At 67.2% G+C, this 12,369-nt stretch carries 14 protein-coding genes; 9 read left to right on the forward strand and 5 right to left on the reverse strand.

What is annotated here, in order from left to right:
- The first annotated feature begins 47 nt into the window (after positions 1 to 47).
- Together CFB46_RS29185 and CFB46_RS29190 are read left to right on the forward strand one after the other, a co-directional pair.
- Entirely contained in the window at positions 48 to 1,607 is a 1,560-nt protein-coding gene (locus CFB46_RS29185) for an NfeD family protein (RefSeq protein WP_089502411.1), read from the forward strand.
- The gene (locus CFB46_RS29190; RefSeq protein ID WP_027781218.1) at positions 1,604 to 2,377 is read left to right on the forward strand and encodes a slipin family protein; all 774 of its coding nucleotides are present in this window, start codon (positions 1,604 to 1,606) and stop codon (positions 2,375 to 2,377) included. The genes CFB46_RS29185 and CFB46_RS29190 overlap by 4 nt, the downstream gene beginning before the upstream one ends.
- 82 nt (positions 2,378 to 2,459) lie before the next feature.
- Here CFB46_RS29190 and CFB46_RS29195 read toward each other — a convergent pair whose 3' ends face one another.
- Both CFB46_RS29195 and CFB46_RS29200 read right to left on the reverse strand, forming a co-directional pair.
- Entirely contained in the window at positions 2,460 to 2,750 is a 291-nt protein-coding gene (locus tag CFB46_RS29195; RefSeq protein WP_089502147.1) for a type II toxin-antitoxin system RelE/ParE family toxin, read from the reverse strand.
- Positions 2,738 to 3,010: a CopG family ribbon-helix-helix protein gene (locus CFB46_RS29200; RefSeq protein ID WP_027781220.1), complete on the reverse strand. Its 273-nt coding sequence runs from the start codon at positions 3,008 to 3,010 to the stop codon at positions 2,738 to 2,740. Before CFB46_RS29200 ends, CFB46_RS29195 begins: the two co-directional genes overlap by 13 nt.
- 337 nt (positions 3,011 to 3,347) lie before the next feature.
- Here CFB46_RS29200 and CFB46_RS29205 point away from each other — a divergent pair, with 337 nt between their 5' ends.
- The 6 genes from CFB46_RS29205 (at position 3,348) to CFB46_RS29230 (ending at position 8,711) form a co-directional block, all read left to right on the forward strand.
- Positions 3,348 to 4,244: a M24 family metallopeptidase gene (locus tag CFB46_RS29205; RefSeq protein ID WP_027781221.1), complete on the forward strand. Its 897-nt coding sequence runs from the start codon at positions 3,348 to 3,350 to the stop codon at positions 4,242 to 4,244.
- 44 nt (positions 4,245 to 4,288) lie between these two features.
- Complete coding sequence (locus CFB46_RS29210) at positions 4,289 to 6,076, forward strand: SDR family oxidoreductase (RefSeq protein ID WP_089502148.1); 1,788 nt, start codon at positions 4,289 to 4,291, stop codon at positions 6,074 to 6,076.
- 29 nt (positions 6,077 to 6,105) lie between these two features.
- Complete coding sequence (locus CFB46_RS29215) at positions 6,106 to 7,011, forward strand: metal-dependent hydrolase (RefSeq protein WP_027781223.1); 906 nt, start codon at positions 6,106 to 6,108, stop codon at positions 7,009 to 7,011.
- Between the two features lie 79 nt (positions 7,012 to 7,090).
- The gene (locus tag CFB46_RS29220; RefSeq protein ID WP_027781224.1) at positions 7,091 to 7,378 is read left to right on the forward strand and encodes a hypothetical protein; all 288 of its coding nucleotides are present in this window, start codon (positions 7,091 to 7,093) and stop codon (positions 7,376 to 7,378) included.
- 251 nt (positions 7,379 to 7,629) lie between these two features.
- The gene (locus CFB46_RS29225) at positions 7,630 to 8,007 is read left to right on the forward strand and encodes a DUF2917 domain-containing protein (RefSeq protein ID WP_089502412.1); all 378 of its coding nucleotides are present in this window, start codon (positions 7,630 to 7,632) and stop codon (positions 8,005 to 8,007) included.
- Positions 8,008 to 8,336: 329 nt separating this feature from the next.
- Entirely contained in the window at positions 8,337 to 8,711 is a 375-nt protein-coding gene (locus CFB46_RS29230; protein WP_027781226.1) for a DUF2917 domain-containing protein, read from the forward strand.
- 158 nt (positions 8,712 to 8,869) lie between these two features.
- On the opposite strand, the gene CFB46_RS29235 is transcribed toward CFB46_RS29230, so the two are convergent.
- Positions 8,870 to 9,148 carry a hypothetical protein gene (locus tag CFB46_RS29235; RefSeq protein ID WP_027781227.1) on the reverse strand — a complete coding sequence of 93 codons (279 nt, stop codon included), beginning with the start codon at positions 9,146 to 9,148 and terminating at the stop codon, positions 8,870 to 8,872.
- A gap of 813 nt (positions 9,149 to 9,961) precedes the next feature.
- On the opposite strand from CFB46_RS29235, the gene CFB46_RS29250 reads away from it, so the two are divergent.
- The gene (locus CFB46_RS29250; RefSeq protein WP_089502149.1) at positions 9,962 to 11,263 is read left to right on the forward strand and encodes an NCS2 family permease; all 1,302 of its coding nucleotides are present in this window, start codon (positions 9,962 to 9,964) and stop codon (positions 11,261 to 11,263) included.
- Positions 11,264 to 11,504: 241 nt separating this feature from the next.
- On the opposite strand, the gene CFB46_RS29255 is transcribed toward CFB46_RS29250, so the two are convergent.
- Positions 11,505 to 11,795, reverse strand: a complete 291-nt coding sequence (locus CFB46_RS29255) for a DUF1488 domain-containing protein (protein WP_027781229.1) — start codon at positions 11,793 to 11,795, stop codon at positions 11,505 to 11,507.
- Between the two features lie 239 nt (positions 11,796 to 12,034).
- On the reverse strand, positions 12,035 to 12,310 hold the full coding sequence (locus tag CFB46_RS29260) for a DUF2964 family protein (RefSeq protein WP_249189237.1): 276 nt from the start codon (positions 12,308 to 12,310) through the stop codon (positions 12,035 to 12,037).
- Between the last annotated feature and the right edge of the window lie 59 nt (positions 12,311 to 12,369).

Here is a 12,369-nt window from a genome sequence, read left to right on the forward strand (position 1 = left end):
TTCCGCAAGCCGGACGGCACGCGGCCGTGCGCCGCCCGGACGTCCCGATGCGCTTTCACCGTCATGGGCCGCCGCCGGCGCCTGCCGCGCCCGACGGCCGCCCCCGTCACCCGCTGTCCGCGCGGGTCGCGCGCGCCGCGCTGTTCGCGGCGCTGCTCGTCGTGTGCGCCGCGGTCGCGGCGCCGCCGTCGGCCGACGCGCCGGCCGCGCGTCCGGTCGTCGTGATTCCCGTCAACGGCGCGATCGGCCCGGCCAGCGCCGATTTCATCGTGCGTTCGCTCGACCGCGCGGCCCGCGAGCACGCACCGCTCGCGATCCTTCAGCTCGACACGCCCGGCGGCCTCGATACGTCGATGCGGCAGATCATCAAGGCCATCCTCGGCTCGCCGGTGCCGGTCGCCGCGTTCGTCGCGCCGGGCGGCGCGCGGGCGGCGAGCGCGGGCACCTACATCGTCTATGCGAGCCACTTCGCGGCGATGGCGCCCGGCACCAATCTCGGCGCGGCATCGCCCGTGCAGTTCGGCATCGGCGGCGCCGCGCCGCCGGGCGCGAACCCTGCCGCGCCACGGCCGCCCCCGGCCGGGACGTCGGGTGCATCGGGTGCATCGGGCACGTCGCCGGCCGCGCTGCCGACCGATACGCAATCGACCGAGATCCGCAAGGCGATGCAGGACGCTTCCGCGTACATCCGCGGCCTCGCGCAGTTGCGCGGGCGCAATGCAGAATGGGCCGAGCGCGCGGTACGCGAGGCCGTGAGCCTGTCGGCGAACGAGGCACGCGCGCAGCACGTCGTCGATCTGATCGCGCAGGATCCGGCCGATCTCGCACGCCAGCTCGACGGCCGCACCGTGACGACCACCGCCGGCACGCTGCATCTCGCGACCGCTCACGCGCCGCTCGTCGTGCTCGCGCCCGACTGGCGCAGCCGCTTCCTGGCGATCATCGCCGACCCGAACGTCGCGCTGATCCTGCTGACCATCGGCATCTACGGCCTCTTCTTCGAATTCGCGAACCCCGGTTTCGTGCTGCCGGGCGTCGCCGGCACGATCTGCCTGCTGGTCGGGCTGTTCGCGATGCAGTTGCTGCCGATCAGCTATGCGGGCCTCGGCCTCGTGCTGCTGGGGCTCGGCTGCCTCGTCGCCGAGGCGTTCCTGCCGACCTTCGGCGTGCTCGGGTTCGGCGGGATCGTGGCGTTCACGATCGGCGCGCTGATGCTGATCGACACCGACGTGCCCGGCTACGGGATTCCGTGGCCCGTGATCGCGAGCCTCGCGCTCGGCGGCGGGCTGCTCGTCGCGGGTGTGTCGAGCGTCGCGCTACGCGCGCGGCGCCGGCCGGTCGTGACGGGCGCGGAGGCGATGCTCGGCAGCATCGGCGAAGTGCTCGACGACGGCCTGCATCCGGACCAGCCGAACGACGCGGCCGGCGCGCCGCCGTCGGCCGCCGGCTGGGCGCGCGTGCACGGCGAGCGCTGGCGCGTGGCCAGCAGCACGCCGCTGGCCGCCGGCTGCCGTGTGCGCGTCACCGGCCGCCACGGGCTGACGCTGACGGTCGCGCCGCTCTACGACATGCCTGCACCCGCCCATCCCCAGGGAGAACCTTCATGATCGGTTACACGTTCGGCTTCAGCAGCGTCCTGGTCGTCTTCGTCGTGGTGCTCGTCGCGTCGTCGATCCGCATCTTTCGCGAATACGAGCGCGGTGTCGTGTTCATGCTCGGCCGGTTCTGGAAAGTGAAGGGGCCGGGGCTCGTGCTGATCATCCCGATCGTCCAGCAGGTCGTGCGGATCGACCTGCGCACCGTCGTGTTCGACGTGCCGCCGCAGGACGTGATCACGCGCGACAACGTGTCGGTGAAGGTCAACGCGGTCGTGTATTTCCGTGTGGTCGATCCGGAGAAGGCCGTGATCCAGGTCGCGCGCTTCTTCGATGCGACGAGCCAGCTCTCGCAGACGACGCTGCGTTCGGTACTCGGCAAGCACGACCTCGACGCGCTGCTCGCCGAGCGCGAGCAACTGAACGCTGACATCCAGAAGACGCTCGACGCGCAGACCGACGCGTGGGGGATCAAGGTGTCGACGGTCGAGATCAAGCACGTCGACCTGAACGAGACGATGATCCGCGCGATCGCGCGGCAGGCCGAAGCCGAACGCGAGCGGCGCGCGAAGGTGATTCACGCGGAAGGCGAATTGCAGGCGTCGGAGAAACTGCTGCAGGCCGCTCAGACGCTCGCGCGGCAGCCGCAGGCGATGCAGTTGCGCTATCTGCAGACGCTGACGACGATCGCCGCGGACAAGAATTCGACGATCGTGTTTCCGCTGCCGATCGATCTGCTGGGGGCGTTGCTGGAGCGGTTGGGGGGAAAGCGGGAGGATTAACGACGCCGAGGTCCGTATGAACGACATTCCGGCCATCGTGCAACGGAGCGTTGCACGATTCCGGCGGGCGCGGCCCGGTCGCTCAGTACCCGGCTTCCCGTTGATGCCTGATCGTCAGAATCGTGACGCCATCATCATCGACCCTGTACATCACCACGTATCCGCTGTCGCCGAAATCGATCAGCCATTCGCGAAAAACCGTATCGAGTTCGTCAACGGGACGGCCGAGCCGGGGCTGTCGAACCAGAACATCGACGCCAGTACGAATCGCCTTGATCGCACGACGCGCGGCCGGCGGATCGTGGTCGGCGAGAAAACGATGAAGGCGGACAATCGCTTGCTGGGCAGTTCGCGTCCAGATCAGTCGTGACACTCGGGCGGCTCCGCTGCTTCACCGGCCTCGAGCTTCTCGAGATACGCGTCCATCTCCTCGTGCGTCACGTGCAGCCCCGTCGACTGATAATCTGCCCATGCCTGCATCGCTTCCTGCTTGAACGACTCGCGCTTTTCCTCGCGCGCCACATATTGCGCAATCGCCTCGCGCATGATCCAGTGCGGCGTGCGCCGACGCTGTTCGGCCAGATGACGCACCCGGTCCTGAAGGGCCGGATCGAGTTTGATCGAGGTTGCCATGATAAAAAGTATCCAGAGGTATTACCTTTGAATATTGTAGGTCTGCCCTCCCTCGAAAAGCAATGTCGGATGGACGCCGGAAAGTATCCCGGCCATGGGCGCGCTAGAGCCTTCCCTCCATTTCACCCCTCCATTAGGACAAATCCCCACCCCCGGGGGCTGGCGCGTTTTCCGGAACCGTCTATGATTATTACATTACTCAATGGCACATTAAATGCTGACTGAATAACGCGTGACGGCGGATGCCGGCGGGCGCATTCCGGATCAGCGCCCCGCAAAGCATGGGACCCGAGTAAGCGCGGAAGCGCCGACTCCGGTCGACCAATGGAGACGCATCATGACCGACCACCCGCTGCCGGAAGTCCACCTCGACGAACTGCCGCAATTCCGCGCGGTCCAGCAGCTGGCGTACCGCTGCGTCGAAACCGTCGGCGCGATGCTGTACCCCGGCATCACCGAGAAGGAAGCCGCGCGCCTCCTGACCGAATGGCTGCAGGACAACGGCGTGCACGACTGGCTGCACAAGCCGTTCGCGTGGTTCGGCGACCGCACCGCGTTCGAGGGCTTCTCGGGCCTCAAGCACATGGGCGGCTTCAATCTCGCGTTCTTCCCGAGCAATCGCCAGCTCGAAACCGACATGCCGGTGATCCTCGACGTCGCGCCCGTGCTCGACGGCATCGTCGCCGATGTCGGCTACGCGCACTGCCTCGGCCGCAACCCGATCCTCGAGCAGTTGCAGGACGACCTGATGGACCATCGCGACATGATCGTGCGGCTCGTGAAGGCGCGACGGTCGATGGCCGAGGTCGCGCAGGAAGTCGACGCGCTGTGCCGCCGCCAGGGCGTCGAGCCGCGCCACAAGGCCTATCCGTTCAAGGTGCTCGCGCATCGCGTCGCGAAGATCCACAAGCTGTCGAAGCCGCGCTTCGTCGCGCGCTTCGGGCTGAATGCGACGCGCAACCTGCTGCTCGACCAGGGTCGCGCGGCGAAGCAGCAAGGCTGGTCGCCGCTGTGGTCGATCGACCGCCGCTCCGAGCATGCGCCCGTGCCGGGCCTGTGGGCCGTCGAGCCGCATCTGGGCTTCGCCGGCGTCGGCGCGAAATTCGAGGAGCTGCTGGTGATCACCGACGACGACGCGTACTGGCTCGACGAGGACCTGCCGCACGTGCGCCGCTGGCGGCGCCGCCAGGCCGAGCGCGCGCAGGCCGTTGCAAACGTGCCGGCCGCCGCCTGACCCACCCGCTTCCTCTTCCCGACTCCCTGAACGACGGACTCACGATGCAGCCTCTTTCCGACGAAGCGCCGCTGGCCCTGTTCGAATCGGTTCACAGCGAGACGGCGGTCGCCTCCGGCGACCTGACGCTCGCGGTCCGGACCTGGGGCGACCCGGCCCGTTCGCCGGTCGTGCTGGTGCACGGCTATCCCGACGACAGCAGCGTCTGGCAGCACGTCGCGCCGCTGCTCGCGCGCAAGCATTACGTGATCGCGTACGACGTGCGCGGCGCGGGCCTGTCCGGCGTGCCGAAGCGCACGGCCGACTACCATCTCGCGAAGCTGACCGACGATTTCGTCGCAGTGATCGACGCGCTCTGCCCCGGCCGCGCCGTGCACCTGGTCGCACACGACTGGGGCTCGATCCAGGGATGGGAATTCGTCACCGATCCGCGGCTCGCCGGCCGCATCGCGTCGTATACGTCGTGCTCGGGGCCGTGCCTCGACCACGTCGGCTTCTGGCTGCGCGAACGCGTGCTGCGCCCGACGCCCGCGTCGTTGGCAAGGCTCGGCGGCCAGCTCGTGCGCTCGTGGTACGTGTATCTGTTCCACCTGCCGTTCGTCCCCGAGCTCGGCTGGCGGCTGTGGCTCGGCCGCGCGTGGCCGGGCCTGCTGCGCCGGCTCGAGAAAACGCCCGCCGCGCCGCGCCCGACTCAGGCCGACGACGGCGCACGCGGCGTACGCCTCTATCGCGCGAACTTCATCCGCTGCCTGTTCGCACCGCGCGAGCGCTACGCGCACGCACCGGTGCAGACGATCGTGCCGCTCGGCGACAAGTACGTGAGCCCCGCCCTGTCCGAGAACCTGTCGCGCTGGGTGCCGCAGTACTACCGCCGCGAAGTCGCTGCCGGCCACTGGCTGCCGCTCGCCGATCCCGCGCGCTTCGCGGATCTCGCCGGGCAATTGATCGACGCGGTCGAATCCGGCAACGAACCGCCCGCGCTCGCGAACGCGCGCCGCCGCGCAACCAGCGGGCGCTTCAGCGGCAAGGTCGCGGTCGTCACCGGCGCGGGCAGCGGGATCGGCCGCTGCGCGGCGCTGGCCTTCGCACGCGAAGGCGCGACGGTCGTCGCATGCGACATCGATCTCGCGAGCGCCGAGCGCACCGCGCTGCTCATCGGGCTGATCGGCGCGCACGCGCATGCGAAACGTGTCGACGTCGGGTCCGCGGACGAAATGGAAGCGCTCGCGACCTGGGTCGGCGGCGAACTCGGCGGCGCGGACGTCATGATCAACAACGCGGGCATCGGCATGGCCGGCGGCATCCTCGACACGAGCACGCGAGACTGGGAGCGCATCCTGCACGTGAACCTGTGGGGCGTGATCCATGGCTCGCGGCTGTTCGCGCAGCAGATGGCCGCGCGCGGCACCGGCGGGCACATCGTCAACACCGCGTCGGCCGCCGCGTTCGGCCCGTCGCGCGACCTGCCCGCGTATGCGACGACGAAGGCCGCGGTGCTGATGCTCAGCGAATGCATGCGCGCGGAACTCGCGGAGAAAGGCATCGGCGTGACGGCCGTGTGCCCCGGTTTCGCGGAGACCGGAATCATGGCGTCGACGCACTACGCGGGCGCCAGCGCACAGGACGAAGCGCGGCTGCGCAAGCGCGCGACCAAGCTGTACCAGATGCGCGGCCTGAAACCCGAAACCGTCGCGCGGGCGATGGTCGACGGCGTGCTGCGCAACCGCCCCGTCGTCGCGGTCGGTGGCGAAGCGCACGCGATGCGCTTCGTCGGCCGCTTCATGCCGTGGCTGGGCCGGATGATCGCCCGCGTGAGCATGGCATCGCATTGACGGCGCACGACGCCGCACAGGGAGACAACATGACCGATACCGCCGACTATCACAAGATCAGGGCCCGGCACGTGAAGTTCGACTTCAGCGATACGCCGATCACCTGGGTGCCGAACGATCCGGGCAGCACGCACATCATCAACACGCTGAACCTGCTGTTCCCGGAAGGCGAGCTGTGGTTCTGCCGCGTGTACAACAAGGCGCTGCCGCTGATCGCCGATGCACGCCTGCGCGACGAAGCCGAAGGCTTCCTGCGGCAGGAGGCCGTGCATTCGCGTTCGCACGGCGGCGTGCTGAAGCACTACTACGACCGCCACGGCATCGACACGAAGCCGTTCACGCAGAAGCTCAACCGGTTGTTCACGCGCGTGCTCGGCGAGCAGCCGCTGGGGCTGAAGATCGGCCATACGCGCTTCTGGCTGCGCCAGCAGCTGGCCGTGATCGCGTCGCTCGAGCATTTCTTCGGCTATCTCGGCAACTGGGTGCTCAACGCGCACGGCCTCGACGAAGGCCGAGCCGACCCGACGATGGTCGATCTGCTGCGCTGGCACGGCGCCGAGGAAGTCGAGCACCGCACCGTCGCGTTCGACATCTACCGGCACCTGGGCGGCACCTATCCGGAGCGCTGCGTGCACATGGCGTTCGTGATCCTGCTGCTGCTCTACTACATCACGACCGGCGCGAAGTTCATGTACCGGCGCGACCCGGACGCCGGCCGCTACCCGGGCTTCGTGCTCGCATGGCGACAGGGTTCGCGGCGCGGGCACCTGCCGTCGTTCTGGAAGGTGATCGGCGCGGCGCTGCGCTATTTCAAGCCGGGCTATACGCCGCACCACGAAGGCTCGACCGAGCAGGCGCTCGCCTACCTCGCGCGCTCGCCGGCCGCGCAGGCGGCCGCGCACGGCGGCAACTGGGGCACGACGAAAGGCGCGTGAGCGGGTTTCCGGCCGGTTCGGCGGGCAGCGCCCGCCGAAATGCGTACAATCGCGGCTTCAATTTCCCGGAGGTACCGCGATGGCCATGAAGAAAACCGATCTCGAAAAGAACAAGGCGCTCAAGCTGACGCAAGCGATGAAGCAGTCGAACGCCACGCGTTTCGGCAAGGGCGCCGACGAAACGGCCAAGCTGGACCGCCGCGCGCAGCGCAAGCTCGACCAGGAACAGGGACTTGTGCCGTTCGCGTGCAAGCTCAACGCCGAGCTCGTCGAACAGTTGAAGGCACGCGCGGCCACGCACCCGGAAGGGATGACGGGCCTGCTGTCCGAACTGATCGTGAACGGCCTCGCACAACGCGACGCGTAACCGCCACGTATCTCGAAATTTCCGTTGACACGGCTGCGCGGCCGCGACACACTCGTTCGCATGCCTATGCTCAAGCCCGTCGCCATCGCGCATAAAAACCGAGTGAACGCCCACCCGCGGCGATCACCGGAGGCGCTTGTGCGTTAGCATCGAGATTCAGTCACGCATGTCACAAGGCCTCGCCGGAAACGGATGAGGCCTTTTTGTTTTGGTGCGCGTCATCCCGCCCGGCTCAACGGATGGAGATGACGATGGACCAAGCAAGCCGGCTGGTTGTCTGCCCCGATCGGTGTCGCACCGATACGATCGCGTTGCCGAGAGTCGAGTTGCATTTCACGGTCGCGCCGCGCAAGACGCTGGCGTGGCGTGCGCGGCACGCCGCCGAGATCCGCGCACACGACGCGACGCTGTGGATCACGCGGCTCGGCAGCGTCGACGATTACTGGCTGCGCACCGGCGACGTGCTGCGCGTGCAGCGCGGCGATCGCGTCTGGATCGGCACCGACGACGACCAGCCTGCCGAAGCGTCGATCACGACCATGTACGTGATGCAGCGCGTTACATGGCTTGCGCGTGCGCTCGCATGGATGCGCGACCGGCTGGGCAAGCGATGGCAGGTTCGCGCATGACGCACGCATCGCGGCGCATCCGATCCAGATGCGCCGCGACATCATGAAACGCCGCATGCGCGCGGCAACGCATCGCTGCCCGCGCATATCTCGAAAATAGTCGTTGACAACGCCGCACGCCGACAACAAAATCGTTCGCATGCCTACGTTCAAGCTCATCGCCATCGCGATTCATTGCCCGGTGAACATTCGAAAGAATGGATCACGGGAGGCGCTTGTGCGTTAGCAATCGAGCAGTACCGCATGTCACACAAGGCCTCGCCGGAAACGGATGAGGCCTTTTTGTTCTGGTGCACGTCATCCGTCCGGCTCACTGAATGGAGCAGACGATGGACCAGGCAAGCCCGCTGTTTGAACGCCGCGATCGGCGCCACGCCGGCACGATCGCGTTACCGACCGTCGTGATCCGCTTCGCGGTCGCGCCGCGCACGACGATGACCTGGCGCGCGCCGCAGGACGCGGAAATCCGCGCCCACGGCGCGGCGCTGTGGATCACGCGGCCGCCGAGCATCGACGATTACTGGGTGCGGCCCGGCGAGGTGCTGCGCATCGCGCGCGGCGAGCGCATCTGGCTCGGCACCGATGCCGACCGGTCGGCCGAAGCGACGATCACGACCGCGTACGTGCGGCGCGGCGAACGCGTCAGGCGCATGCTCGCGCAAGTGCAACGTTTGCTCGTCGGGGTAGGGAGAAGGAGCGGATGAGCGGCGCCGTTACGCACGCGATACGCGGGACGGCCGCGACCGGAAACGGGCGTACCCGCGGCGCAACGCACCGCAGGTGCGCATCGAAGGACGCGGCACGCCGGTGCGTGCCGCGAGCGATCGCGCGCCGTGCGCAGCAACGGGATGCAGCAGGTGCATCAGGTGCTGGCGGCGAGACGCGGGCCCGTGCTCCGGGGCGTGGAATCGAGGTCGGGACGTTGCGCGGCCTGCGAGGTCACCCACGGATCGATGCCCTGCTTCTGCACCTCTTCGAGGAATGACACACGTGTGCGCCAGTAATCCGCCTGTAATTTCGCATCGATGACGCGCTGTTCGGCTGTGAACAGTTCCATGCGCGCCGTCACGAGCATCGACGCGGCGGTTTTTTCCGGCGTGGGGGCGTGTCGCATCGCCCAGCGGCTGATCCAGTTCAACATGCTGACCTCCGTGATTACGAACGAACCCGCATCGGGCAATCGCAATCGGCCGTGCCTGACCGGCCGTGCCTGCCCAAACGCGCAACGGCCTTGACCGCCATGCACCGCCTGGCCTGCACGGACTGCGACTCCCCCGCATCGGCAATTACCGGCCGGCGCGTGTATGCGCGGTGTATCTATCCTAGAAAGACTTGCCGGTTTACGCGATGGGGTCTTGCAATCTTTTACACAGAAACCACAGTCGCCCCCGCATCGCGAAATGGCAGTTGCGGACGGGACGGCTTCGGCGCACGATTGCCCGATACCTGCAACCGCCTGGACTGACGAATGGCCGCTGCACGCCGCTGCCGCGCGCACGCACCGGCTGCGCACGTGCGTTCGCATGCGTGCCTCACCTGCGCCGCCTGCACCGCCTGCACCGCGTTCGTGCAGCATGCGGGCACTCCGTTTCAGTCGCATGTCATCGCGCACCGGCCGCGTGCGACGTTGCCGGCGTGCCGTTGCGCACGCATCGGCTGGTGTCGCCCGCCTGCCCCGCGCCCCTTCCGCTCGCTTCCACCGTTTCAGCCATTTCTGCCGGCCCGTGCCGCGCGAACCGGTAAAATGCGCGCCTTCGTCGCGCGGGCGGGCTGCCCGACCGTTCGCGCGCAGGCAACCGATCGTGCCCTCCAACTATATCGTCCGAGCTATCCGCGCTATTACAATCCGCCGATAGCCGGACAATAGTGGCTGGTTACAGTGAGCCGGCCGCACTGCCTTTACAACAATTCGGCACAACAATCAACACGACAACCCGACCGGAGAAACGCGTTCATGGAATCCATCAAGCGGTATTTCGGCTTCGCTGAAGCCGGCACCGACTTCCGCACCGAAATACTCGCGGGCGTCACCACGTTCCTGACGATGGCCTACATCATCTTCGTCAACCCCGCGATCCTCGGCGACGCCGGCATGCCGAAGGAATCCGTGTTCGTCGCGACCTGCCTCGTCGCGGCGCTGGCGTCGATCATCATGGGGCTGTACGCGAACTACCCGATCGCCTGCGCTCCCGGCATGGGCCTGAACGCATATTTCGCGTACACGGTCGTCAAGGGGATGGGCTTCACGTGGCAGGCCGCGCTCGGCGCCGTGTTCATTTCCGGCTGCCTGTTCCTACTCGTCACGCTGTTCCGCGTGCGCGAGGCGATCGTCAACGGCATTCCGAAATCGCTGCGGATCTCCATTACCGCCGGTATCGGCCTGTTCCTCGGCATCATCTCGCTGAAGACGTCGGGCGTGATCGTCGGCAATCCGGCCACGCTCGTCACGCTCGGCGATCTGCACAAGCACGACACGATCCTCGCGATCGTCGGCTTCTTCACGATCGTCACGCTCGACCACCTGCGCGTGCGCGGCGCGATCCTGATCGGCATCATCGGCGTGACGATCCTGTCGTTCTTCTTCGGCGACAACCAGTTCCACGGCGTGTTCTCCGCGCCGCCGTCGATCGATGCGACGCTGTTCAAGCTCGACATCCGCGCCGCGCTGTCGACCGGCATCATCAACGTGATCCTCGTGTTCTTCCTCGTCGAGCTGTTCGACGCGACGGGCACGCTGATGGGCGTCGCGAATCGCGCGGGCCTGCTCGTCGAAGGCAAGATGAACCGCCTGAACAAGGCGCTGCTCGCCGACAGCACGGCGATCGTCGCGGGCTCGGTGCTCGGTACGTCGTCGACCACCGCGTATATCGAAAGCGCGTCGGGCGTGCAAGCGGGCGGCCGCACCGGCGTGACGGCCATCACCGTCGCGGTGCTGTTCCTCGCGTGCCTGTTCATCGCGCCGCTCGCCGGCGTGGTGCCGGCCTACGCAACCGCGCCCGCGCTGCTGTACGTGTCGTGCCTGATGCTGCGCGAGATGGTCGAGGTGCCGTGGGACGATGCGACGGAAGCCGTGCCGGCCGCGCTGACCGCGCTGCTGATGCCGTTCACGTACTCGATCGCGAACGGTGTCGCGTTCGGCTTCATCGCGTACAGCGGCCTCAAGCTGCTGACGGGCCAGGCCCGCACGGTCAAGCCGATCGTATGGATCATCGCGGCCGTGTTCCTGTTTCGCTTCTTCTATCTCGGCAGCGAGTAAGCGAAGCGCATCGCTGCGCCGCGCGATGAAATGAAAAAACGCCACCTTCGGGTGGCGTTTTCGTTTTCGCACGATTCTTTCGCGATCCTCACGAATCGACGCGCATGATCCTGCCGACGCTCGGGCCATCCCGCGCGGCCCGCATACGAAAATGCCGCCCGGCCCCGCCGAACGGCATTGCGTGAAGGCAACGTCTTCGCGTGCGCCGCTCGGATGCGCGCGCCGCGAGACGTGCGTCGTGTCATCCGCGCCAGTTGGCCTCGTAGAAACGCACGTAGCCGCTGCGCAGCGTCACGCATTGCGCGCGCGTTTCCGACAGCAGGCGCCGCGCGGCCGCCTCGATGCGCTCGCGGTGCTGGTCGAATGCGCCGACCATGTCCTCGAAGCGGGGCGATGCCGCGCCGAAGTGGTCTTCCAGCGCCTCGGCGGTGATCTGACATTGGACGCGCTCGCCATTGACCAGTGCCGTGAACGCCAGCATCAGGTCACGCCCCGAATACTCCGGCTTCTCGTTCGTGAAATGGATCTGCATGGAGCCGCCTCGACCGGTAGAAAACGAATGACCGCGTCCGTCGTCCGCTACCGGCCGGACGAAATGTACGCGGGCTCGCCGGCGGAGGCCCCGACCGCGGAGTGTGGCGCGGTCGATGCATGCCGGTTGAATTCCACTTTAGACGGTTTCGCGCGGGAGACAAAAATTTCGGTGTGCGTCGTTCCGACGCGCATTTCGTCTGATCTGCGCGGCATCCGGCACCGTTTCGCAAACGGGCGTCAGTGCGGATCGGTCGGCCAGACGTTGAGCGCGATCGCGGCGGTCGTGACGCCCACCGCAATCGCGGCCGCTCCGTATCTCACCGCGTCGGTCAGGTCGAACAGCAATCCGTGGATCGCCACGGCAATGCCGCCCAGCATGATGAAGGTGGCGATGGCCGCCAGCACGACTCTCAGTTCCGCCCGAACCATGATGCGTCTCCCGAACGGATGCATGTCGCGTCGCATGCTTGTTGCAGTGCGGAACACGGCGCGTGCGTGCTCCATTTCCATCATTGCAGGCGGGCGCTTAAAAGCAAGTGGATTTTGTTCGCGGTCGCACATCGCACGTGGCG

It is taken from the genome of Burkholderia sp. HI2761 (assembly GCF_002223355.1).
Taxonomy (GTDB): Bacteria; Pseudomonadota; Gammaproteobacteria; order Burkholderiales; family Burkholderiaceae; genus Burkholderia.